This is a genomic window from Novosphingobium sp. NFX11, from assembly GCF_057376415.1.
In genome coordinates this window covers 1,682,009-1,705,458 of sequence record NZ_CP080385.1, presented here as the reverse complement: position 1 = coordinate 1,705,458, position 23,450 = coordinate 1,682,009, and the positions used below count along the sequence as shown (strand labels likewise).

The 23,450-nt window shown below is 65.8% G+C and carries 22 protein-coding genes; 8 read left to right on the top strand and 14 right to left on the bottom strand.

Features of this window, described 5'->3' with window-relative positions:
* Nucleotides 1–55 precede the first annotated feature (55 nt).
* On the top strand, nt 56–976 hold the full coding sequence (locus tag KZO24_RS25575) for an acyl-CoA thioesterase (RefSeq protein ID WP_271183868.1): 921 nt from the start codon (nt 56–58) through the stop codon (nt 974–976).
* A gap of 41 nt (nt 977–1,017) precedes the next feature.
* On the opposite strand, the gene KZO24_RS25570 is transcribed toward KZO24_RS25575, so the two are convergent.
* The 9 genes from KZO24_RS25570 to KZO24_RS25530 form a co-directional block, all read right to left on the bottom strand.
* Nucleotides 1,018–1,836, bottom strand: a complete 819-nt coding sequence (locus tag KZO24_RS25570; protein WP_271183867.1) for an HpcH/HpaI aldolase/citrate lyase family protein — start codon at nt 1,834–1,836, stop codon at nt 1,018–1,020.
* 12 nt (nt 1,837–1,848) lie between these two features.
* A complete protein-coding gene (locus KZO24_RS25565; protein ID WP_271183866.1) occupies nt 1,849–2,598 on the bottom strand; it encodes a GntR family transcriptional regulator in 750 nt (249 codons plus the stop codon).
* Between the two features lie 74 nt (nt 2,599–2,672).
* Nucleotides 2,673–3,911 (bottom strand): CaiB/BaiF CoA transferase family protein, encoded by a 1,239-nt coding sequence (locus KZO24_RS25560; protein ID WP_271183865.1) that lies wholly within the window; start codon nt 3,909–3,911, stop codon nt 2,673–2,675.
* Nucleotides 3,908–5,080 carry an acyl-CoA dehydrogenase family protein gene (locus tag KZO24_RS25555; RefSeq protein WP_271184016.1) on the bottom strand — a complete coding sequence of 391 codons (1,173 nt, stop codon included), beginning with the start codon at nt 5,078–5,080 and terminating at the stop codon, nt 3,908–3,910. Before KZO24_RS25555 ends, KZO24_RS25560 begins: the two co-directional genes overlap by 4 nt.
* A gap of 2 nt (nt 5,081–5,082) precedes the next feature.
* Nucleotides 5,083–6,276 (bottom strand): MmgE/PrpD family protein, encoded by a 1,194-nt coding sequence (locus tag KZO24_RS25550; protein ID WP_486487766.1) that lies wholly within the window; start codon nt 6,274–6,276, stop codon nt 5,083–5,085.
* Nucleotides 6,180–6,482, bottom strand: a complete 303-nt coding sequence (locus KZO24_RS25545) for a hypothetical protein (RefSeq protein ID WP_486487406.1) — start codon at nt 6,480–6,482, stop codon at nt 6,180–6,182. The genes KZO24_RS25550 and KZO24_RS25545 overlap by 97 nt, the downstream gene beginning before the upstream one ends.
* Before the next feature lie 2 nt (nt 6,483–6,484).
* Nucleotides 6,485–7,870: an MFS transporter gene (locus KZO24_RS25540; RefSeq protein ID WP_271184015.1), complete on the bottom strand. Its 1,386-nt coding sequence runs from the start codon at nt 7,868–7,870 to the stop codon at nt 6,485–6,487.
* A 109-nt stretch (nt 7,871–7,979) separates the two neighbouring features.
* Entirely contained in the window at nt 7,980–8,495 is a 516-nt protein-coding gene (locus tag KZO24_RS25535; RefSeq protein ID WP_271183863.1) for a MaoC family dehydratase, read from the bottom strand.
* A gap of 69 nt (nt 8,496–8,564) precedes the next feature.
* Entirely contained in the window at nt 8,565–10,115 is a 1,551-nt protein-coding gene (locus KZO24_RS25530) for an OprO/OprP family phosphate-selective porin (protein ID WP_486487405.1), read from the bottom strand.
* Nucleotides 10,116–10,562: 447 nt separating this feature from the next.
* Here KZO24_RS25530 and KZO24_RS25525 point away from each other — a divergent pair, with 447 nt between their 5' ends.
* The gene (locus KZO24_RS25525) at nt 10,563–11,768 is read left to right on the top strand and encodes an MFS transporter (protein WP_271183861.1); all 1,206 of its coding nucleotides are present in this window, start codon (nt 10,563–10,565) and stop codon (nt 11,766–11,768) included.
* A gap of 42 nt (nt 11,769–11,810) precedes the next feature.
* Here the strand turns inward: KZO24_RS25525 and KZO24_RS25520 are convergent, their stop codons facing one another.
* The 3 genes from KZO24_RS25520 to KZO24_RS25510 all read right to left on the bottom strand — a co-directional run bounded on the left by KZO24_RS25520 (nt 11,811) and on the right by KZO24_RS25510 (nt 16,380).
* Nucleotides 11,811–13,280, bottom strand: a complete 1,470-nt coding sequence (locus KZO24_RS25520; protein WP_430099328.1) for an indolepyruvate oxidoreductase subunit beta family protein — start codon at nt 13,278–13,280, stop codon at nt 11,811–11,813.
* 163 nt (nt 13,281–13,443) lie between these two features.
* The gene (locus tag KZO24_RS25515; RefSeq protein WP_271183859.1) at nt 13,444–15,600 is read right to left on the bottom strand and encodes a ferredoxin family protein; all 2,157 of its coding nucleotides are present in this window, start codon (nt 15,598–15,600) and stop codon (nt 13,444–13,446) included.
* 6 nt (nt 15,601–15,606) lie between these two features.
* The gene (locus KZO24_RS25510; protein WP_271183858.1) at nt 15,607–16,380 is read right to left on the bottom strand and encodes a cyclase family protein; all 774 of its coding nucleotides are present in this window, start codon (nt 16,378–16,380) and stop codon (nt 15,607–15,609) included.
* Nucleotides 16,381–16,483: 103 nt separating this feature from the next.
* Between KZO24_RS25510 and KZO24_RS25505 the strand changes: the two genes are divergently transcribed.
* The 6 genes from KZO24_RS25505 (at nt 16,484) to KZO24_RS25480 (ending at nt 22,232) form a co-directional block, all read left to right on the top strand.
* On the top strand, nt 16,484–16,948 hold the full coding sequence (locus tag KZO24_RS25505; protein WP_271183857.1) for a MarR family winged helix-turn-helix transcriptional regulator: 465 nt from the start codon (nt 16,484–16,486) through the stop codon (nt 16,946–16,948).
* Nucleotides 16,949–17,266: 318 nt separating this feature from the next.
* Entirely contained in the window at nt 17,267–19,570 is a 2,304-nt protein-coding gene (locus tag KZO24_RS25500; protein WP_271183856.1) for a bifunctional salicylyl-CoA 5-hydroxylase/oxidoreductase, read from the top strand.
* Nucleotides 19,571–19,775: 205 nt separating this feature from the next.
* Nucleotides 19,776–20,237 carry a MarR family winged helix-turn-helix transcriptional regulator gene (locus KZO24_RS25495; protein ID WP_008831914.1) on the top strand — a complete coding sequence of 154 codons (462 nt, stop codon included), beginning with the start codon at nt 19,776–19,778 and terminating at the stop codon, nt 20,235–20,237.
* A 12-nt stretch (nt 20,238–20,249) separates the two neighbouring features.
* Nucleotides 20,250–20,663 carry an acyl-CoA thioesterase gene (locus tag KZO24_RS25490; protein WP_271183855.1) on the top strand — a complete coding sequence of 138 codons (414 nt, stop codon included), beginning with the start codon at nt 20,250–20,252 and terminating at the stop codon, nt 20,661–20,663.
* Between the two features lie 83 nt (nt 20,664–20,746).
* Complete coding sequence (locus tag KZO24_RS25485) at nt 20,747–21,736, top strand: phosphatase PAP2 family protein (RefSeq protein WP_486487404.1); 990 nt, start codon at nt 20,747–20,749, stop codon at nt 21,734–21,736.
* Between the two features lie 73 nt (nt 21,737–21,809).
* Nucleotides 21,810–22,232, top strand: a complete 423-nt coding sequence (locus KZO24_RS25480; RefSeq protein ID WP_271183853.1) for a hypothetical protein — start codon at nt 21,810–21,812, stop codon at nt 22,230–22,232.
* 67 nt (nt 22,233–22,299) lie between these two features.
* Here KZO24_RS25480 and KZO24_RS25475 read toward each other — a convergent pair whose 3' ends face one another.
* Both KZO24_RS25475 and KZO24_RS25470 read right to left on the bottom strand, forming a co-directional pair.
* The gene (locus KZO24_RS25475) at nt 22,300–22,482 is read right to left on the bottom strand and encodes a DUF3008 family protein (RefSeq protein WP_271183852.1); all 183 of its coding nucleotides are present in this window, start codon (nt 22,480–22,482) and stop codon (nt 22,300–22,302) included.
* Nucleotides 22,483–22,553: 71 nt separating this feature from the next.
* The gene (locus KZO24_RS25470; protein WP_486487403.1) at nt 22,554–23,357 is read right to left on the bottom strand and encodes an alpha/beta fold hydrolase; all 804 of its coding nucleotides are present in this window, start codon (nt 23,355–23,357) and stop codon (nt 22,554–22,556) included.
* Nucleotides 23,358–23,450: the final 93 nt, after the last annotated feature.

Below are 23,450 nucleotides of genomic sequence, written 5' to 3'. Positions count from 1 at the left end.
AGACAAGGCGGCGCGAAGCGCTTGATCGTTACCGCCATTCGGCTATGGCATGGCCATGCTTGATTTGTCCGGACATTACTCTGACGACGACCTGGTTGACGGCTTCGCGCGGCAATTCGCGCTGGAACGGATCGACGACGACCTGTTCCGCGCTCCGCCCATACCCGGAGCCACCGGGCGATGCTTCGGCGGCCAGCTCGTCGCCCAGGCGTTCAACGCGGCCCGGCATACCGTCGACGACAAGATCGCGCACAATCTTCACGCCCACTTTCTCAGGCCGGGGCGCGAGGCGGAACCGTTGCTCCTGAAAGTCGAGCGCGATTTCGATGGCGGCAGTTTCGCGGTACGCCGGACGGTCGTGCTGCAAAACGAGGCGCCTCTGCTCACGCTGACAGCCTCGTTCCACAGGCTCGAAACCGGTCTCGAGCATGCATCACCGATGCCGCGCGTGCCCGACCCGGAAGGGCTGCTGCCGCTAGATGCGCTGGCCCTGCAGTATGGCGAGGACATCGGCGAGGTCGCGCGCGCCTATCTCGAACGCCGTTCCGCATTCGAGATGCGCCCGGTCGGCTATCCCTCGTTCCTGCAACAAGGCAAGGACCTGCCGGTCTCGCGCACATGGTTCCGCCTGCGCGGATCGATCCCGGTGGACGCGTCACTGCAGCGGGTCATGCTCGCCTACGTTTCCGACTATGCTCTGCTGAGTTCGGCGCTGATCCCGCACGGTGTGAACATGTTCGAGACGAGCATGCAGACCGCCAGTCTCGATCACGCGGTGTGGTTCCATGAAGAGGCTCCACTGGACGACTGGCTGCTTTACGCCACCGAAAGCAACTGGGCAGGCCGTGGGCGCGGCAGGGCCGCAGGCAGCATCTACACCCGCGACGGGCGCCTTGTCGCCAGCACCGTGCAGGAAGGCCTGATCCGCCTGCGACCCGATCGACCGGCAGGCGGCACCATCCCGCACACGCCCTGAGTACCCCGCCGCAAGCCCCAAAGGCGCCGATCAGGTGGGGATCAGGCGACCACGCCGTAGCTCTCGCTTTGCGCCAGCACGCGGTGTGCGCGATCGACGATGGGCTTGTCGACCAGCTTGCCGTCGACCGCCACCGCGCCGTGACCGTTCGACAGGGCATCGACCACGCGGCGGGCCCAGTCGACCGAAGCCGCGCTGGGCGAAAATGCCGCGTTCACCGGCGCGACCTGCCGGGGATGGACGCAAAGCTTGCCGCCGAAACCGAAGCGGCGCGACCGCGCCGCATCCCGCGCCATTCCCTCCACGTCGGCAAGGTCGACCGAGACGCCGTCGACCGGCGCCTGGAGGCCGGCCAGCCGCGAGTGCAGCACCATCTGGGTACGGATCGCATCGATCTCCTCCCGGTCGCCGTCGATACCCGCATCGACCTGAAAATCGACGGTGCCGAAATGCAGCCTCACGAGGCCCTCCGCGCCGCACAGACCCGACAGATCCAGCGCTCCTCGCACCGTTTCCACCAGCGCGTGCAGCGGTACCTTGGCCCGGCGCATATCGACAAAATCCTCAGCCCTCTCCGCCTTGGGCAGCATCAGCCCGGCAAGCCCCGGCAGCCCCGCCAGCGCCCAGACATCATCCTCATGCCACGGGGTTCCCAAACTGTTGACCCGCACCACGAAGCGCGGTTCGGCGAGCATTGCCAGCGCCTGGTAGATCGTGTCGCGCGCGGCGACCTTGTGATCCGGCAACACCGCGTCCTCAAGATCGAGCACCACCATGTCCGCGCCGCTGCAGGCCGCCTTCTCGAAGCGATCGGCGCGGTCGCCGGGCACGAACAGGATGGAACGGGCGGGCAGCGACATGGAAAGGTCCTCTCAGGTCAGGTTGCCGCGATCGTCGCGGCGGAAGGTCTGCGAATAGGAATAGCGATCGGCGGGGTGCGTGCTGACGGCCATCTCGACCACCTCGCCCCGCCGGTTGTTGTACTTGCGGGTTACCCGCAGGGCAGGCGCGCCGCGCTTGACGCCCAGCCGCTCGGCCGACCGCGCATCGACGGCGAAGCCCTCGATGGTCTGCTGCACCTCTACGATCCGTTCCCCGAACTGCTGCTCGATCCGCGTGTAGATCGGGGTGTGATCGTCCGCGTCGGCAAGCGTGACGCCGCGAAAGGCGGGATGAATGTAGATCCGCGACAGGGCGATCGCGACACCAGCCTCGGTACGGCGTACCGCATCGAGCACCAGCCACGCCTCACCCGGCTTCGCCTCCAGCGTCCCGGCAAGATCGCCGGTGATTTCCATCACCTCGCGTCCGTGCAGTTCCAGCCGCGTTTCGGAAGTGAAGCGGTGAAGGTCGCTCAGCCCTTCGATCACCTGCACATAGCCGCCCTGCTGGCGTGGACCGACGACGCGAGTGCCGACACCGGCCTGCCGCGTCACCATACCCAGTTGCACCAGCCGCTTGATGGCTTCGCGCACGGTGAATCGACTGGCGCCGAACTGCGCGCACAACTCGAATTCCGTGGGGATCAGCGCTCCCACCGGGAAACGTCCCGCCTCGATCTCCGCGATCAGGGTCTGGGCAAGCTGCAGGTAGCGGGGTTGCTGTTGGAGCGGCGGCGTCATCTCATGTCCCCTCGGCACGACTGGATTGTCCGGTGGTCCGGACAATCCTCCGTAAACCAAAGACACGGCAGATGTCAGCGGATGATCTCCTTTTCGCGCAGGGCCGAGATTTCCGGAACGCCGAAGCCGAGCGAGACCAGCACATCGTCGGTATCCTGCCCCAGTTTCGGCGCGGCTCTGGCGGGATGTTCGGCACCGCTTGCGCGCACCGCCGAGGCGACGCCGGGAAGTGCGCCATGGTCCGGGTGGGCGAAGTCGACGATGCGACCCTGTTCGCGAACGAAGGGATTTTCCAGCGCCTGCCCCACGTCGAGCACCGGCGCGGCAGGCACCTTGCCCGCGAAGATCTCCATCCACTCAGCAGTGGTGCGGGTGGCTAGCACGGCGTCGAGATCCGCGTTGAACCCCGCGCGGTTCTCAAGGCGGTCCTTGAACGTGGCGTAGCGCGGATCGGACGCCCATTCGGGCTTGCCGATCAGCGGCGCCATGTTCTGCCAGAACTTCTCCTTGTTGCACATGATGAAGATCCAGCCATCCTGCGTGGTGTAGAGCTGGCTGGGTGTCAGCGACGGGTGGCCCGAACGCGGCGTGCGGCCCACGGTGACACCGCCGTTGAGATACCATTCGGCCACGTAGTTAAGGTTGGACAGCGCCACGTCGAACAGGCTGACGTCATAGTCACGGCCCACGCCCTGCGCCCGCGCCGAGACGACACCCGCCAGGATCGCCATCGCGGCGGTGGTGCCGGTCATGAAGTCGATGATCGAAAGGCCGAAGCGCGAAGGCGGCGCCTCCGGCTCGCCGGTCAGCGAGAGGTAGCCCGCCTCGGCCTGCATCAGGTAATCGTAGCCCGGCCAGTTGGCGCGGCTGCCGGTGCGGCCATAGGCCGAAAGGTGGGCGCAGACGATGCGCGGATTGACGGCTGAGAGGCTGGCGTAATCGAGGCCCAGCTTCGCCGGCAGATCGCCGCGCAGGTTGTTGAACACGACGTCCGCCGAAGCGACCAGACGCTCAAGGACGGCGCGGCCCTCGGCGCTCTTCAGGTCGACGCCAAGGCTCTTCTTGTTGCGGTTGAACGCTTCGTAGAAGTGGCTGTCCTCGGGGCCGAAGAAGTACGGGCCGACATGACGGCCCACGTCGCCGCCATCCTTGTGGTTCTCGATCTTGATGACCTCGGCGCCGAGGTCGGCCAGCTGCTGGGTGCCGAAGGGCCCGGCGCCGTACTGCTCGACCGCGACGATGCGCAGGCCCGCCAGCGGCTGCAGGCCGGGCTGCGCGGTGTCCGCCGTGATATCGGAAGCGGGGGCGTTCATGCCGGGTTCCTTGCGATGATCTGCTTGGCGATGATGATGCGCTGCAGTTCGTTGGTGCCCTCGCCGATGGTCAGCAGCGGGGCGTCGCGGTAGAGGCGCTCGATCGGATATTCCTTGGAATAGCCGTAGCCGCCGAAGATGCGCATCGCCTCGGTCGCGTTTTCAAGACCGGCTTCGGTGGCGAAGAACTTGGCCATGCCCGCTTCCATGTCGCAGCGTTCGCCGCGGTCGTAGGCCATTGCGGCATTCTCGGTCAGCAGGCGGGCGGCAGTGACGCGGGTGGCCATCTCGCCCAGCTTGAGCTGGATCGCCTGGTGTTCGCAGATCGGCTTGCCGAAGGTCTTGCGGGTCTGCGAATAGGCGACCGCCTCGTTCAGCGCCGCCTGCGCGATGCCGAGGCCGCGCGCGGCCACGTTGATGCGGCCCAGTTCCAGACCGCCCAGCACCTGCTTCAGACCCTTGCCCTCGACGCCGCCGACAAGGCGCTCGACCGGCACGCGGTAGTCCTCGAAGGCCAGCGCGCAGCTGTCGATACCCTTGTAGCCCAGCTTCTCCAGCTTCTTGGAGACGACGAAGCCCGGGCCCTTCTCGGCGATCAGCAGGCTCATACCCTTGTGGCGCGGCTCTGCGGTCGGGTCGGTCTTGACCAGCAGCAGGATGCAGTTGCCCGAGCCCGAGTTGGTGATCCACATCTTGTTGCCGTTGACGACGTACTCGTCGCCCTCGCGCTTGGCGACGGTGCGGATGTTCTGCAGGTCGGTGCCCGCGTCGGGCTCGGTCAGGCCGATGCCGCCGCGCAGTTCGCCGGTGGCGAACTTCGGGAGGTAATGCGCCTTCTGCTCGTCAGTACCGCAGCGCTGCACGGTCATCGCCATGATCATGTGCGAATTGATGATGCCCGAGACGGACATCCACACCGCCGAGATCTTCTCGATGATGCGCGCATAGGTCAGCGTCGAGATGCCGAAGCCGCCGAATTCCGGATCGATCATCAGACCGAAGAAGCCCAGCTCCTTCATCTTGTCGACGATGGCCTGCGGGTATTCGTCGTCATGGTCCAGCTGGTGGACGTAGGGCTTCACTTCGGCCTCAAGGAACTTCTCGACGGTGTCGAGGATCATCTGTTCCTCTTCGGGCGTCGCGCCCTGGCTGGTGATCGGGCTTTCCATGTTCACGCGGCGGTTCCTTCTCGAATTTCAACAGGGACAGCAGCGGCGAGCAGGTCGCTCAGGCGCGCTGCGGGATGGTTGGCGATGTCCAGCACGGCATCGGCGATCGCGGCGGCCTGCACGGCGGTCACGCGGCGGGCGGCGTTGTCGTCGTACTTGGCGCGGATTTCGGCATTGGAAAGCGGACGGTCCGCCGCGCCCCGGTTCACCGCCTCGCGCTTCGCGATGCGGCGGCCATCCGTGGTCTCGACGATAACCTCGCCGGTGAAGTGGACCGGATAGTCGGTATCGGGATCGACGGCATAATCGACCTTCTGCGCCAGCTTGAGCACATCCGGATCGGCCAGCGCCGCGCCGTCCAGTTCGTCCAGCGTGAAGCGGCCCTTCAGCAGCGCCGTGGCGACGATGTAGGGGATCGAGAACTGCGCGTCGTAGCTGGTCGCCGGGACCTTCTTGGGTGCGGAAGGCTCGCACACGATGGGGATCACCGCTTCGGGGACCAGCACCACGACGCGCGCGATGTCATCACCCGAAAGGCCATGCTCGGCGCAGATCGCGGCGGCGGCATCGCCGGCGGCATGGGTCATGTGGCAGGCCGGCAGCGGCTTGACCGAGACGTTCTCGATCTCCCAGCTTTCCCCAAGTCCCGCGCAGGCATCGGCCAGGCCGGCCGGCGCGCCATCGCGCAGGTAGAGGGAATAGAGGCCGAAGCGCCCCTCATATGCCGCCTTCGGCCCGACGAAGCCGTGCTTCGCCATCGTCGCGGCGGTCAGCGCGGAGCTGGCCGCCCAGCCGGGATGCAGGCGCTTGGTCCAGGCGCCGTCCTCCAGGAATTCGAGGCTGCCGCCCGCCATCGACAGGACGATGCCCTGCGCCATGCCGATCTGCTGCGCATCGAGCCCCATCAGGAGACCCGCGCCCACCGTCGCCCCGAAAGCACCGCACAGGCTTGTTGGGTGGAAGCCGTGGCGGTGGAAGCCCCCGGCCGCGACGCTGGCGACGCGGGTGGAGACTTCCATGGCGATGATGTAGGCACGCAGCAGATCGGCGCCACTCGCTCCGGCATTATCGGCGGCGGCAAGGGCAGCGGGAAGGCTGCTCACCGTCGCATGGATGATGCCGCGCGAATGTGTGTCGTCGTAATCCAGACCATGCATAAGGAGGCCATTGACCAGCGCCGCCTCACGCGGGGCCAGCGATCGTCCGTGGCCGAGGACGGGCGAGCGCCCCTCCCCAGATCCCGCGCCGCTGCGAAGGCGCTCTGCCCCCAGGTCTCGCCAAGGGCGGCGATGCCGGTGCCGATCGAGTCCAGCATGAGGTGGCAGGCGCGCTCGCGCACCCGCTCGGGCACGGCATCAAGCGTCAGCCCGCTCGCGAATTCGGCATAAGTCCGGGCAATCATCTTCACTCTCCCGCGAGGCCGACGGTGCGCCGGGCCGGGGCTGCGTCCGGATCCTGCGCAATGGCGTCGAGCGAGGCCCCGCGTCCCTCGACGCGCACCGCGATCACGGCGATCATCATCAGCGCCAGCACCGTGCCGACCATCATGAGGACGCCCTCAAGTCCGACGTTTTCGAACAGCCACACGGTCATGAACGGCGTCAGCATCGAACCGGCGCGGGCACACATCCCGGCAAAGCCGGTGCCGCGCAGACGATAGGCGGTCGGGAACATCTCCGGCACGTAGAGGAACAGCCCGATCGCGGTCAGCATATAGATGCTGCTCACCAGCAGGAAGCCGGCGATGGCGAGCGGCACCGTGCCCTCGACGTTGGGATAGATCGCGCCGAACAGGATGATGAGCAGGCCCGCGATGATGAGCGAAGCGCGGCGCGACACCTTGTCGGCAATCGCCACGGCGACCAGCGAACCGGCGATGCTGCCGAACGACATCAGCGTGGTGAAGCCCAGCGACTGCACCATCGTCTGCCCCTTGCTCACAAGGAAGGTCGGCAGCCAGGCGACGAAGCCGTAAACGGAGACGTTGGCGGCGATGGCCGTGAGCGTCGCGGCGGCAAGCCGTCCGCGCATGTCCGATGCAAAGAGGCGGGAAAGCGGTGCATGGGCCGGGGCGGCGGATGCGGTCTTCGCATAAGGGGCGAGCGGGCCCTTCTCGGCGGTGATCTCCGCCTCGATCTGCTGCAGGACGGCCTCGGCCTCCTGCGTGCGGCCGACCGATTCCAGCCAGCGCGGCGATTCCGGCATGGTCTTGCGCAGGATCCAGATTCCGATGGCACCGGCGCCCGCGATGGCGAACATGTAGCGCCAGCCCAGGTTCGGGATCACGAGGTAGCCGATCGAGGTGGCGATCAACAGACCCGAACCGATGATCGCGCCCAGTATAGCGCCCCACCGGCCGCGATGGCTTGGCGGGATGAACTCGCCCAGCGTACCCGCCGCGACGACCAGTTCCGCACCCAGTCCAAGGCCCATGATGAAACGGCAGACGATCAGGAACGTCATCGAGGGAGAGAAAACCGCCGCGATGGATGCGAACCCGAAGAGCGCGAGGTTGAACTGATAGGAATAGCGGCGGCCGAACCGGTCGCCGACATAGCCCGCCATGGCCGCGCCGAGCAGCATGCCGAGGAATGTCATCGACATGAAGGCCGCCGCCTGCGGCAAAGTGCCGAAGCCTTCCGACTTCACGGCAGCCATCACGCCACCCGCAAGGTAGACGTCGAAAGCGTCAAGGAACGCGCCGGCGCTGATAAGGCCGAGGATGCGCCAGTGGAAACGCGAAACCGGCAGGCGATCCAGCCTGGCTCCTGCGTGAACGGTTGTTGGCATCGAAGTCACGATAATCCTCTCCTTACCGCCGGACGCTTCCCGCCTCCTGTCGAGGTCGTTCGCAAGGCGCCCGGGGCTGTCCTGTCGTATGCTGGAATGACGCGTCCGCTTATGCGGGGACATCGCCCGGCGCGCGGCCGCGCTTGTAGACCAGCGAGTTGCGCGTGAATTCCATCACCATCTTGCCGTCCTGGTTGAAACCGCGCGTACGCGTGGTGACGATGCCCTGGGTCGGCCGCGAAGCGGATTCGCGCACATTGAGAACCTCGGATTCGGCATAGAGCGTATCGCCGGCGAAGACCGGATGAGTCAGCTTGATGTCGGTCCAGCCGAGGTTCGCAGGCGACTTCCCGCTGACGTCGTTGACCGTCATGCCCAGCACGATGGCAAGGCTGAGGCCGCTGTTGACCAGCAGCTTGCCGAACTCGCTCTGCTTCGCGAAGTGCGCATCGCAGTGCATCGGATGGTAGTTCATCGTCATCAGCGAGAACTGGATGTTATCGGCATCGGTGATCGTTCGACCGGGGCGATGCTCATAGATGTCGCCAACGGTGAAGTCTTCCAGATAGCGGCCATAGCTGGCGCGATACCGGTTCTCACCGACCTTCTGCGCGGTCAACGTCATGTTATCGACTCTCCTTGTATGTTTGTCCGGACAATATCACGGACATGCGTTCGTGCAAGCGTCTGGATGTCAAAAAGCGACTTCGGCCCGCGCGGCGATTGTGTTCCCCGAATCCTTGCCGAGATACGATCCAGTGAGGTTGTTCGTTTCCCAGTGGATGCCGTCGAGCATCAGGCGGAAGTAGTTTGTAAGATACCAGTTCACCCCCGCCGTGGCCGCCCAGCCGGTGCCACCCAGCGGCGCGCCGGAACTGTCCTGGTGTTCGTAGCGGGCGACGAGTTCGATGCCGCCGGAGCCGCCTTCGGTGATCGGGCTCAGCACCTTCGGAGCTACGTATGTGCCGCTGACCGAGGTGTAGGTCGGCTTCTCCCCGGTCAGCCAGAAGCCGCCGTTGACCGACAGCGTCTTGAACTTCGCGGTGTCGAAGGCGGCGGCCGGGCCACCCTTCACATGGCGCTCGCCATATTCGGAGAAGGCGTAGACCGGGCCGTAGACGCCGCCGAATTCGAGGCCGAACGCCTTCGATCCGGTCGCGCCGGTCAGCGTCGCCGCGTTCACCTGCACGCTGTTGTTGAGCGCGCCCGAGATGAACTGGTTGACCGCCACGGAAGCAGTCGCGGCGGGGATGTGCTCCGAATATGCCCATCCGCCGACATGGACGATGGCCTTGTCGGTCAGGATCGGGTTCCAGTGCGCGCGGCTCAGGAACATGCGGTGGTCGTTGCGGGTGAAGTCCAGATCCAGCGCGTCCCCGTGGACCGCCACGCTCCAGTGCCAGTTCTTCTGCCCGGCCCTGGCAGCGATGCCCATCAGGTACGCCCGCCCGCCCTGCGTCGCCAGCGCGATGGTGTTGATGTTGGTGGTGATGAAGGGGTTGGCGGTTGCCGCCGTGCCGATGTCGATACCACGGTCGGTGATGAGGTTGCCCGCGCGGATGTCGGCGTCGACTTTCCCGAACTTGGTCTTGTAACCCAGGAAGGTGTTCACGACCTCGACCGAGTTGCGGCGAAAATCAGCCTCGAACTGGTAGAACAGGTGCTGGCCCACTGTGCCGACGCCGCCGAAGCGGAACTGGCGCAAAGTGGAGACGGTGATGTTGCGGCGATCGTAGTCGGACCCGCTGGTCGACGAGATGTCGGCCAGGATGCGCCCGCGCGGCTTGAAGGTGAAATTGCCGTCCTTGCTGGAGAAGACCGGTGCGCCGCGGCTCCAGTCGACATTGAGATCGGCCGGGACGTCGACTCCGCCGGCGCCCCTGCCAACTTGCGCGTTGCCGGCTTCGACAGCGGCGACTTCGACGCTCGGTTCGGGAGAATCTGCCGCCATCATCGGGACGGCGGCGGTGCTCATGGCGCGATCCTGAGCATTGGCCGATTGTACGGGGGCAACGGACTGCGGAGGAACCCCATCTCCCAGCGCGGCCTTGGCTCTTGCATTCTCCACCAGCGCATCCGCTTTTTCGCGCGTGATGAGCTTGTTGGCGACCATCTCGTCGATCAGCGCGAGCAGGGTGCGGTAAGTCGTATCATTGCCATCGGAAGCCTGCGACTGCGCGAACGCGCCTTGTGGCACCACCGTCAGCGCAAGGCCGGAAACCATGAGAGCGTGGCGTATCCGCATTCAATTCATCCTCGTTCGGTTGCTTGCCCGTCTGTGCGGGCTGCGAACGCGGACCATTGCTCAAGACATTCATAATGTAAATTGTCCGTACAAACATATTATCTCGCTTTTACGTCCGGATACCCCGGTAGCGCCCACGCGCATTCCTCCGACCACTCGGTGGAGACCGATACTGGGAACGGAGAAAGCAGGTCGAGGACCGGCGAGCCTGACGCCCCCCGACCGCGTAATGGCTCCGCCACCATGACACCCCCTGGCAGCGTCAAAGTGCGCGGAGCGCATCAATCCAGATAATTCAGTCGTGAACTAAATCCCTATGTCGGGAAATTCAGGCTCACTTTCCGCTTGAGTTGGCCGCGACACAGCGCCACCCGCGGAAAAATCCGGCGCCCGACGTCAGGCACGGGCGAGAACGATGGCGTCGCAGAAAGGAAGGGGAACCGGGTCATGGATATCGGCACAAGAGTGCGCCTCTCGCTGATGATGTTTCTGCAGTATTTCGTCTGGGGTGCGTGGTGGGTGCCGTTCGGCAGCTATCTGATGCACGCCGGTCTCGGCTCGTGGATCGGCACGATGTTTTCGGCGCAGGGTTGGGCAGCGATCCTGTCGCCGCTGTTCGTCGGCGCCATAGCCGATCGCTACCTCTCCGCGCAGAAAGTGGTCGGCGTGCTGCATCTGGCAGGCGGCGGCGCGCTGCTCGCGCTTTCGTTCGCGGGGAGCGACCCGGGCCTCGTCTTCGCGCTGACACTGGGCGTGCTGCTGGCCTACATGCCCACTCTCGCCCTGTCGAACGCGATCGCCTTCGCCGCGATGACGGACACCGCGAAGGAGTTTCCCGCGATCCGCGTGCTGGGCACGATCGGCTGGATCGTCGCGGGCCTGCTCGTCGGCTGGCTGGGTGCGGAGGAGACTGCGCTACCCCTGGGCATGGCGGCCGGGGTTTCGGTGCTCTACGGCCTCTATGCCTTCACGCTGCCCGCCACTCCTCCGGCCGCCAGTTCGAAGCGCGTGGGCCTTGCCGGACTGCTGGGTCTGGACGCGATCAAGGGCGGCGACCGCTCGTTCTGGGCGCTGATCGGCTGCTCGCTGCTGCTGATGATCCCGCTGAGCTTCTACTACGCCTATGCCAACCCGTTCCTGGTCGGCGTGGGCGTCGGCGCGGCGGCAGGGGTGCAGACGATCGGGCAGGTTTCCGAAGTCGGCTTCCTGCTGCTGCTGCCGCTGTTCCTGCGCTGGTTCGGGATGAAGACGGTGCTGCTCGTCGGCATGCTGGCATGGACCGCACGCTATGCGCTGTTCGCCTTCGGCTTCGACGCGGGCGGCCCGCATATGCCGATGCTGCTGGTCGCGCTGGCGCTGCACGGCGTGTGCTTCGACTTCTTTCTCGTCGCCGGACAGATCTGGGTGGACCAGCGCTTCCCGACCGAGACGCGGGGCCGCGCGCAGTCGTTCCTCGCGCTCGTCACCTGGGGTGTCGGCTCGATCATCGGCAGCCTGCTGGCGAACGCCGTCTACGTCGCGCACAGCAGCGGCACGAACGGGCACGAGGTCGACTGGACCGGCTTCTGGCTGATCCCCTCGGCACTGGCCGCCGTGGTCGCGGTGGTGTTCGCGCTATCCTTCAGGGACAGCGCGAAGCGGGCCGGGAACTGAGCGGATCGGGGCGATCCCGCAAGGATCGCCCCGATCCGGCCATCAACCTGCGAGGGCTTCGGTCAGCCCGCTCGACTTGTCGTCCGCCAGCGCCAATTCGCGCAAAGTGCGGACGCCTGCCGCATCCCGGGGAGCGCGGGCGTGTTCGGCGACGATGCGCTGGAAGTTCCCGAGGCCGCGCTCGAAGGTATCCCCGTAGCCTTTGATCAGCCGCTGGCACAGCACCAGTTCCAGCGCCAGTTCGCGGTCCTTGGCTGCCTCGGTGCGCACCAGTTCCAGCCAGTGCTCGATGCGCTCCTGCTCCTCGATGTAGCGCAGCGAGCGTGGGCGGATCGACCGCATCGCCGCAACGGTGCGCAGCGCCAGGAACCAGCGCAGGCCGGTCGTCTCGACATGGCGCCCTTCGGTGAAGAAGCGGCCGAGCAGCTTCGTCAGACCCTTGCTGGCGAGGATGCGGCGGCCGATCCCGGCGGGCAGCGTCTCGCACACTTCCTGCAGGCGCGGGTGCATGAATTCGGTGATCGAGAGGATCTGCTCGTCGCCCGCCTTCACTTCGCCGCGTACACGGGTGATGCGGCTGGCGCGCGTCTTGAGGTCGGCGACGCGAATGGTGTCTTCATAGCCCATCCACAGCGCGAGGTGGCGCGCGGTCTCGGCGGTCAGCTCGAACGGGGCGGCATCGAGCGAGGCGACGGTTTCGAGGCGATCGAGGTAGAGCGCGGCATAGGCGCCGTCCTGCCAGTCCATCAGCTTGGCGACGCCGTGCAGGGCGTTGGCCTGCGCGGGCGGGGGCAGGTTCGCGGCGATGCGCGCGGCGAGCGCGCGGCCCTGCTCGGTGGTCGGCACGGGGAGGTCGTGCGTGATCTCATCCGGCCTGGCGACGGGCTGCTGGGCGCGGTCGAAGCCTTCCTTGAATCCCTTGAGGTTGCTTTTCACCGCGATGCCGCTGTGCTCGATCGCGGCGCGATAGGTGTTGGCAGCGAAGGGCAAGCCGCCGCTGCCCGCCAGCGCGCCGAACATGATCGCGCTGATGACGCTGCCCGAACGGTCGGTCGCGGCTTCCATGTCGAAGCCGATGAAGCGCTTCGAACGCTGGTACGCCGCCTCGATGATCTTTTCGCCGTTGCCACGGCCGTCGCCCATCGCCTGCTTCTCACCGATGGCGTAGATGCGGTGGGTGGAGCCGATCAGCGTCGTGCGCCCCGCGGTGGAGAACCCGCGCAGCAGTGCGCGACCGGTTTCCATGAGTTCGGAGGCGACAACCACGTCCACGTCGCCCGGCATCGGCATCTGCGCCATCACCGGCAGGCGGCCCGATCCGTCGGGCTTCGCCAGTTCGACGTAGTACACGGTCGAGCCGGTGCGCTGCGCCACGCCGGGGACCGAGGTGCCCTGCGCCAGCCAGCCCTCGGCGCGGGCGACTTCCTGAATCCAGTCGGCCAGCACGCCGCCGCCCTGTCCGCCGAGGGCGAGGATGGCGATGGTGATGCGGTTTTCGTTGGCGATCGTCATGGTGGTGTCTCTCACTCTCTTGCTTCATCCTCCCTGTCGCGAAGCGATGGGGAGGTGGCAGCCCGTCAGGGCTGACGGAGGGGACGGGCTGGGTTCCGCCCCTCCACCACCGACTGCGTCGGCGGTCCCCCTCCCCATTGCTGCGCAACGGGGAGGAATGGCTTCAGAACGCGCGCGCCGCGCGGGCCTTGTCGGCGCCGGCCTGCCAGCGGGCCATGATCGCGCCGCTGACTTTCGCCTTGAAGCGTTCGAACTTGCCTGGATTGGCGACGATCTGCGCGCGGTAGAAGCTGGGACACAGCACCGCCGCATGGCTCACCTCGCCGCACAGGCCGCAGCCCACGCAGGAGTTCTCGACATGCGCCACCGGGTCCTGCCGCAGCGGGTCCGGGTTGGGCTTGATCGTCAACGACGGGCAGCCCGACAGGCGGATGCAGCTGTGATCGCCGGTGCAGGTGTCGCTGTCGACGCCGAAGCGCTCGCGCACCACGCGCTCGCCCGCCTTCAGCTTCGCCGAAGTCGCCTTCTTCTCGCGCCGCTGCTTGTTGAGCATGCATTCGGACTGCGCGACGATGACCTTGGGGCCTTTTTCCTCGGTCGTCAGCGCTTCGCGCAGCATCGAGGTCATGCCCTTGAGGTCATAAGTGCGATGCGTCTCGCGCACCCACTTCGCGCCGACACCGCGCACTGCCTTGGTGATCGGGTTCTTGGTCACGCGATTGGCGTTCTCGGCGCGCGACGACAGGATATCCTGACCGCCGGTGGCCGCCGAATAGCCGTTGTCGATGATCATCGTGACGGTGTCGTCCTTGTTGAACACCGCATTGCCGACGCCCGAGGTCAGGCCGTTGTGCCAGAAGCCCCCGTCGCCCATGATCGCGATCGACCGCTTTGACCCCTCGCCTTCCTTGGGCTTGAACGCCGAGGCACCCGCCGCACCAAGGCCATAGCCCATCGTCGTGTTGCCGATGTTGAACGGCGGCAGGATCGAGAACAGGTGGCAGCCGATGTCCGCCGAGACGTGCGTGGGACCAAGCTCGCGCTCCACCAGCTTCATCGCGGTGAAGATCGGGCGCTCCGGACAGCCGGTGCAGAAGCCTGCGGGGCGCTGCGGGATTTCCTTGGCCACGGGTGCGGGCAGCGGGTTGGCCGCTTCCAACTGCGGAGCCAGCGCAGGCGCATAGGCTTCGAGGAATTTCGCCAGACCCTTGCGGATCACGTCGGCGGTGTACTCGCCCGAGCGCGGCAGCATGTCCTTGCCGACGATCCGGGTGTCCAGCTCCTCACGGCGGATCAGCGTGTTGAGTTCGTGCTCGATGAACTCGGGCTGGCCTTCCTCAAGGATCATCACCGCGCGCTTGCCCTTGCAGAACGCGGCGACTTCCTCAGGGATGATCGGGTAGACGACGTTGAGGCAGTAGATCGGCAGCTTGCTGACCCCATAGGAGTCCGCCAGCCCGATCAGTTCCATCGCGCGGTTGAGGTTGTTGTAGAGGCCGCCCTGCACGATCAGGCCGATGCCCTCGCCAGAATCTCCAGGGCTTTCCTCAGGCCCGAACCACTCGTTCAGCTTGTTGTCGCGGACATAGGCGATGCCGGCGGGCCAGCGCTTCTCGATCTTCTCGACTTCGTGAAGGAAGTTCGCAGGCGGCAGCACGATGCGGTCGGTATCGCGCACCGGGCTGGCCGCCGCCTCGCCCACCGTCAGCGGCGGGCGCACGTTGTCCTTCGCCACGAACGAGCCGGTCATGTGGCAAGACCGCACGCGCAGCTGCAGCATGACCGGGGTATTCGAGGCTTCGGAGAGGCGGAAGCCCTGCTCCACCGAGTCCACGATGCTGGGCAGGTTCGGGCGCGGATCGATCAGCCACATCTGCGACTTCATCGCGAAGGCATGGGTGCGCTCCTGCATGATCGAGGAGCCTTCGCCGTAGTCCTCGCCCACGATCACCAGCGCGCCGCCGGTAACGCCGCCCGACGAGACGTTGGACAGCGCGTCCGACGCCACGTTGGTCCCCACCACCGATTTCCACGCGACCGCGCCGCGTAAGGGGTAGTTAACCGAGGCCGCCAGCATCGCCGCCGCCGTCGCTTCCGAGGCGCTCGCCTCGAAATGGACGCCGAGGCTTTCGAGCAGATCGTTGGCGTCGGCGAAGACGTCCATCAGGTGGCTGATCGGCGAGCCCTGATAGCCGCCGACATAAGCCACGCCCGACTGCAGCAGCCCCTTGGTGACCGCGAGGATGCCTTCGCCGGTGAAGACCTCGCCCTCGCCCGCAGTGAGCTTGAGGACTTCCTTCTTGAATGAACGCTCCGCCACTTGCCCTTACTCCGAAACGAGCGCGAGGACGCGCAGCGGGCTGCCCGAACCGCCCAGGATCTTGAGCGGCGAGGCAATCACGATCGCGCCGGTGGCGGGCAGCTTGTCGAGGTTTTCAAGGCACTGCAGGCCGTACTTGCCCGCGCCGTGCAGCAGCGTGTGCGCCGGATACATCGGCTCAAGCAGATGCGCCTGCCCTGCGTCGGTGCCGATCGTCTCGACGCCGAAGCCCAGCGCATCGCGGTCGAGGATGTACTGGATCGCGGAGGCGTCCGGACCCGGGGTGTGGGCACCGTCTTCCTTGCGGTTGGTGTAGGCATCGACGTCCAGCTTCGACCAGTCGGTGCGGAACAGCACCCAGGCACCGGCGGGAATGGCGCCGTGCTCGGCTTCCCAGCCCCTGATATGCTCGGCCGTCAGCAGGAAGTCCGGGTTCGAGGCGCATTCGGCCGAGAAATCGAGCACCACGGCAGGCGCGACCAGCTTCTGCGCGGGCACCTTGTCGATGGTGTTGTCCGGCAGGTCCTTGCCCGAGACCCAGTGGACCGGCGCATCGAAGTGCGTGCCGGTGTGCTCGCCCACGGTGAAGTTGTTCCAGTGCCATGCGACGCCGCGCTCGTCGTAGCGCGAGATTTCCTGACGCGAGAACGCCGCCGTCTGCCCGAACGGCTCGGGCAGCACCAGCAGCGGGGTGTCTTCGGAGAGGGTCTGGGTCAGATCGACGACGGTGATGTCACCGGCCGTCAGCGCATGGGCGAGAGAAGCGAGAACGTCTGTCATGGACTTGGGCCTCCTGTTGGACCATTACGGCGAAGAGTATCGGATTAAGTTGCATATGCAACTAAAATGTCATGCCGGGCGTTTTGGCCTGCTGGAGCTTAGGATGAGCGAGGATTTGCGCCCTTTCGGTAACCCGGGATCGGAGGACTTCCGCCTCGACACTTATCCGTTCTACCTGCTGAACCGTGCCGCCAGCCGGTACAACGTGGTCATCGAGTCGGGCCTGCGCGGCATCGGCATCGACATCCCGACCTGGCGCGTACTGATGATCCTGGGCGAGCACGAGCCGCTGGCGATCGGTCAGGTGGCGAAGTCGGCGGTGATCAACCTCTCCACCATGATGCGCATCGTCGAGCGCATGACCAAGGCCGGGCTGATCGAGACGACGCCGAGCGAAACGGACGGCCGCGTGACCGAGATCCGCATGACGGCGGAAGGCCGCGTGAAGCTGGCGCAAGCGCGCGAAGTGACCGCGCCGCTTTATGAAAAGATCATCCGGGGTTTCTCGGCCGGGGACTTTTCGAAGATGCTGGACCTGCTCGGGCGGCTCTACGACAATCTGGATTAATTCGTCGTCCCGGACCTGATCCGGGACTGCATGCCGTGAGCGATCCACCTCGGCCCATACGCTTGTCACCCTGAACTTGTTTCAGGGTTCATCGGGCCCCGCGCCCTGCCGTTGCAATAGCGAGCGGCCAGCGCGGCACCACGGCACTTCGCTCCGGTTTACATCGAGGAATGGACCCTGAAACAGGTTCAGGGTGACGGACGTGTAAGCGTGAGGGTCAGCCATAAGCCCACGGACCGCCCACACATCTCCACTCCGATTAAACTTGCACGTGCAACCATATTAGTTTAGGCATGAAGCAATTCAGGAGAGACATCCATGCGTATTGCGTGCCTCGGCGGCGGACCTGCCGGTATCTATTTCGCGATCTCGATGAAGCTGCGCGACCCCGCGCATGAGGTTCACGTGTTCGAGCGCAACCGCTCGGGCGACACGTTCGGCTGGGGCGTCGTCTTCTCCGACCAGACGCTGGCAAATCTGCAGACCAACGATCCGGTCAGCGCCGCCACCATCGTCGAAAGCTTCGCGCACTGGGACGACGTGGACGTCACCGTGGGCGAGAACACCGTCAGTTCCTCGGGCCACGGCTTCATCGGCATCGGCCGCAAGCACCTGCTGCAGATCCTGCAGGCCCGCGCGGGCGAGCTGGGCGTCGTGATGCACTTCGAGACGCAGTTCGACGCGGACCTGTCGCAGTTCGCGGACTTCGACCTGATCGTGGCGGCGGACGGCATCAATTCGATGGTCCGCACCGCCAACGAAGAGAAGTTCGGCGTCGATATCCAGACCAAGACCAACAAGTTCTCCTGGCTGGGCACCACCAAGCTGTTCGATGCCTTCGCCTTCATCTTCGAGAAGACTCACGCAGGCTGGATCTGGGCGCACGCCTACCGCTTCGACGAGACGCATTCGACCTTCATCGTCGAATGCTCGCCCGAAACGTGGACCGGCCTTGGCCTCGACGCGATGGAGCAGGCCGATTCGATCGCGCTCTGCGAGACAATCTTCGCCCGCCATCTGGACGGTCACCCGCTGATCTCCAACGCCACGCACTTGCGCGGTTCGGCAGCGTGGATCAACTTCCGCCGCGTGATCTGCAAGCAGTGGTCGTTCGACAACGTCGTGCTGCTTGGGGATGCCGCGCACACCGCGCACTTCTCGATCGGTTCGGGCACCAAGCTGGCGCTGGAAGACGCGATCAAGTTGGCGCAAGTGCTGGACCGCCCCGGCATTACGGGCCGCGAGGAACTGGCCGCCGCGCTAGCCGAATATCAGGAGGAGCGCCATGTCGAGGTGCTCAAGATCCAGAACTCGGCCCGCAATTCGACCGAGTGGTTCGAGACGCTGGACCGTTACCTCGGCTTCGACCTGCCGCAGTTCGCCTATTCGCTGATGACCCGCTCGCAGCGCGTCAGCCACGAAAACCTGCGCCTGCGCGACGCCGCCTGGCTGGAAGGGCTGGAGCGCTGGTTCTGGGCAGGCAACGAAGGCCGTAACGTGCCGCTGCAGCCGATGTTCACGCCTTATACCTTGCGCGGGATGACGGTGCCCAACCGGGTGGTGATCCCGGCGATGTTGACGTACTCGGCGGATGCCGACGGCTATGCCAACGACTTCCATTCGGTCCACTACGGCTCGCGCGCGCTGGGCGGAGCGGGTCTGGTGGTGACCGAGATGCTGAGCGTCGCGCCCGAGGGCCGCACCACCCCCGCCTGCCCCGGCCTGTGGCATGACGGTCAGGCCGAGCGCTGGACGGCGTTCAACCAGTTCGCGCATCAGCACTCGGCGGCCAAGACCTGCGCGCAGATCGGCCATGCCGGTGCCCGCGCCGCGTGTCAGGTGCCCGGTGAAGGTGTGGGCTACGACGTGCCGATGGACGCGCCGTGGCCGATCGTCTCCGCCAGCGCGCAGGCGTGGCGCAAGGGCGGCACGGTCCCGCAGGCATTGGACGCGAAGGGCATGGACCGGATCGTCCAGCAATTCGTCGCGACCGCCATGCTGGCCGACAAGGCTGGCTTCGACATGCTCGAAGTGCAGGCGGGCCACGGCAACCTGCTCTCGGCCTTCATCACCCCGGTGATGAACGCGCGTGACGACGCCTTTGGCGGCTCCCTTGAAAACCGCATGCGTTTCCCGCTGCGCGTGGTCGAGGCGGTCCGCGCCGCATGGCCGCAGGACAAGCCGCTGGCGGTGCGCATTTCCGCCAACGACTGGGTCGGCGAAGCGGGCGTGACCCCTGCCGAGGCGGTCGAAATCGCCAGGCTGCTGCGCGAAGCGGGCGTGGACATCGTCGACGTTTCCGCCGGTGAGACCGCGCCCGAAGGCCGCCCGGTCTACGGCCGCATGTTCCAGACCCCGTTCGCCGACCAGATCCGCAACGAGGCAGGCGTACCGACGATCGCGGTGGGCAACATCGCCGATGCCGATCAGGTCAACTCGATCCTGACGGCAGGCCGCGCCGACCTCGTCGCACTGGGCCGCACGCACCTGTTCGACCCGGTGTGGACGCTGCGCGCGGCGGCCTCGGCCGGGTATGAGGAACAGCCGATCCCCGCGCCCTACAAACTGGGCCAGCAGATGGCGATGCGCGCCGCGAAACAGGCGGAGGGCGCACGAGCCTGACCCTCGCGCCCCGCGGCCGGGGCTTCGACAAGCTCAGCCTGAGCGGAATTGGGAGGTTCATTCCAACCCCGCTCACCCTGAGCCTGTCGAAGGGTCTGCTTCAACGCAGGGTTGCTTGCCCGAAAGAAACTTTATGCCTGCAGGAATCGACATAATCGCATCCCCCGCTATGGAACCTCCTGGAGAACGAGGAGCCTTGGCGACGATGGAAAAGACGATTCCCGGCAGCACCGCGCCGTCCGGCACGCTCGACTTGCGCGTCTGGGTGCGCCTGCTCGACTGCGCGAAGATCATCGAGAAGCGCCTGCGCCGCAATTTCGAGGACCAGTTCTCCACCACCCTGCCCCGTTTCGACATCCTCGCGACGCTCGACCGCGCGCCGGACGGCCTGCGCATGGGCGAACTGTCGCGCGCGCTGCTGGTGTCGAACGGCAACGTCACCGCGATCGTGCGCCAGTTACAGGAACAGGGCCTCGTCTCTTCGTACACCGACCCGGAAGACGCCCGCTCCGCCATCGTCTCGCTCACGCCGAACGGCCGCGTCCAGTTCGCCGTACTGGCAGAGGCCCACCACGGCTGGGTGCGCGAAGCCCTCGCCGACTTTCCCGAGGACAGCCAGCGCCAGCTTCTGACCCTGCTGACCCAGCTCAAGACTTCCATTCTCTAGGACCTCTCGCCGATGCCTTTCACCACCTCCACGCAAGTGCGCTTCGCGCATGTCGACCCAGCGGGGATCGTCTTCTACCCCCGCTACTTCGAGATGCTGAACGGCGCGGTGGAAGACTGGTTCGCGCAGGACCTCGGCATGGACTTCGCATCCATGCATCTGGAACACCACATCGGCGTGCCGACGGTGAAGCTGGACGTCGAATTCGTCTCGCCCAGCCGCCTCGGCGACCGGCTGGAGATGACCGTCACCGCCAAGCGGCTTGGTCGTACCAGCTGCGGGATCGAAGTCGTGTTCGCTGGTGAAGGCCGCGACCGCCTGCGCGCGCAAGTGGTGCTGGTATGCATGGACCTGAACGACCACCGCCCGGTCGAATGGCCCGTCCACGTGCGCGAAAGGATCGAGGCGGGGCTGGTTCCGGCCTGACCCACGCACAATTCCACTGGTTCATGGAGGCTTAAGCGGCGATAGGCTTCTCGTTCGCACTTATCGCCCAGGATCCACGACCAATGCAATCGACGCCGCCCCGGTGGGCCACGACCGTTCCCACTGGCACCGCGACGCCTGTTGCCGCGATCACTCCGGCGCTCGTGGAACTGCGCCGCTCCGGCCCGGCGATCCGGCCGCAGGCCTGGGGCGCGATGCTGCTGAGCCTTGCCGTCCTGACCGTGCTGATGCACCGGGCGCAACTCGTCATCGATCCGTGGCAGGCGGGCAATCGGCCATTCTACGCCGCCGGGCTGCTCGCCCTGCTCGCGCGCTTCGTCCTGCCCCGAACCAGTTGGCGCCATGCGCTGCCGCTCGCGCATTTCAGCGAGTACGCCGCGATCTTCACGATGATCTCGCTGATGGGCGCCACCGCCAGCTACCCGGTGGCGGCCCTGACCAGCGGCTATGCCGACGAACGGCTTCAGGCGATCGACGTGGCCATGGGGTTCGACTGGGTGAGCCTCTACCGCCTCGTCGCCGCGCATCCGGTGCTGCAGGCGGTGGGCACGGTGGTCTATCGCAGCATTTACGTCACTCCCGTAGTGCTGCTGTGGTGCGCGGCGCGGGACGGGCGGCATGACGAGGCCTATCGCTTCATCGCCGGGTTCTGGCTGGCCACGATCATCACCCTGCTGCTGTTCAGCCTGATGCCCGCCATCGGCCCGTTCTCCTACCTGTGGCATGCTGCGATCCCCTACATGCCCGAAAGCGAGCAGTGGCAGGAGGGCCTGATCCCGGCGCTAAGGGCCTATCAGGTTCACGTCGTTGATCTGGGCCACTTGCGCGGGATCGTCTCGGCGCCGAGTTTCCATACGGCGGCGGCGGTGCTCTACATCGCGGCGGGCTGGCGCATTCCAGCGCTGCGCTGGTGGATCGTTGGGCTCAATGCAGGGATGCTGCTGTCCACGCCGGTCGAGGGCACGCATTACCTGGTGGATATGGTGTTCGGCGCGGGGGTCGCAGGGATCGCCCTGTCGCTCATGGCCTGCCACCGGCGGCTGACGGCCTAGGCTGCGTGGACAAATTCGGACAGTCAGCGAACGCCCCGTTGCGGATGTTGGCCTATGAACAGATAAAGCTCAAATGAACATATCTTCTGAGCGTTTGCGTAAATGGGAGCCACTCAATGACCTACCCGAGCAAATGCTCGGCAGTGTCCATTTGTCGTCTGACGGCAGGACACTCCTAGCAACAGCCCAATACGACGACACAGTTGTGGCCTGCCCGGTGCGCCTCATGTTCGGAAGCATAGAGGCGGTTAAAGTTTATGAGGAATTCTCAGACCCGGCAATTTTCAGTCCTGCATCGTTAATGCCTGACCCGATCCTACGAGCAGTCCCTTGGCCTTTTCAGGAAGTCATAGGCTCAGAATGGATTGCCAGAGTATTGCTCAGAAACGGCGCGCTTTACGGCCGGGAGTGGCGGCATTTCGTCATAGTGACGTTGGACGTGACCGTGCATGTCATGACAGATTCTCCAGTAGAGGCTCAGCGATTGCTCGGCTGACCACCGGCAACTTACCACCCAAACGTGACCTCCACACACCGAGGCTTCATTCGTTTGACCGAAACAATCAGTGCTTGTGTTCGGGAAGGCCTTTGCGTTTGGTGGAGGCGAAATCCTCGAGTTGCCGTTCGGTCATGGACGCCGCCATTTCCTTCGAAGCGCCCTGAAGCTTCGACATGGGCATTTCGCCGCGCTTCGCGGACAGGGCGGCTCCGGCGGCTTTCTGCTGGGCTTTGGACCTTGCGGGCATTGCGGGTTCCTCGTTGATACCGGTTCCCTGTTCAATGCGCCGAGGTCCTCGCGGGATCCCGCGCGTGCGGATCAGGCGAAAAAGCGCACGAGTTCCAAGGCCGTCTCCTGCGGGTCGTCCTGCACCGGGAAGCCGCTCGCGTCCGAAAGCACCACGCTGCGCACATCGCGAAGATTTGCCTCTGCGGTCGGGCGATACTTGAGGAAGAACGTGTCGTGCCCGCCGTAAAGCAGCAGGGTGGGCGCGGTGATCCGGCGCATGAGTTCTACGAAATCGGTGTATGCGACGCCGCGTTCGTGCGGGCGGATCCAGCGTCCGGCCCGAGCGCGGCTGGCGTTCTGCTCGGCGCCGATGCGCTCGAAGTCGCGCAGACCGAAGATGTCGCGGGCCAGCCCCGGATCGCCGGGCAGAGGATCGCCCTCGGCGGTGAACATCGCGGCCTGGCCCTTTTCCTTGGCAGCGACCTGCTCGTGCGTGCTCGCCGGGCCGAGGACGCAGCATGGCAGGGCCAGCCGCCGCACGCGCTCCGGCGCGAGCGCCGCCATGGCGACTGCCACGCAGCCACCGAGCGACGTCCCCACGAGGTCGACCTGGGGCAGTCCCATGTCCTGAAGCGCGCCAAGCACCAGTGTCGCCGTTTCCATTACGGTCTGGACTTGCGGCGGTGTTCCCTGCCAGCGCGAGGCACCGTGGCCGGGCAAGTCGATGGCGATAACGCGACGACCACGCGCAAGCGCGGGTGCCACGTCGCGCCAGTCTGCGACCCAGCCGCCCAGCTTGTGCAGTAGGACTACGGGCAGCGCCGCGCCGTCCTCTCCCAGCGAGACGTAATGGAGTTCTCCCCCGCGCGGCGCACCGTTCCGGCGCCGGTCCATGGCGCCGCCGGATACTGCGGCGGTTGCTCTCCTGCCTGCGCAGCGGCAGGCAGGGTGGCGAGGGCCGCTGCCCCAAGGGTCATGCCACCGGCA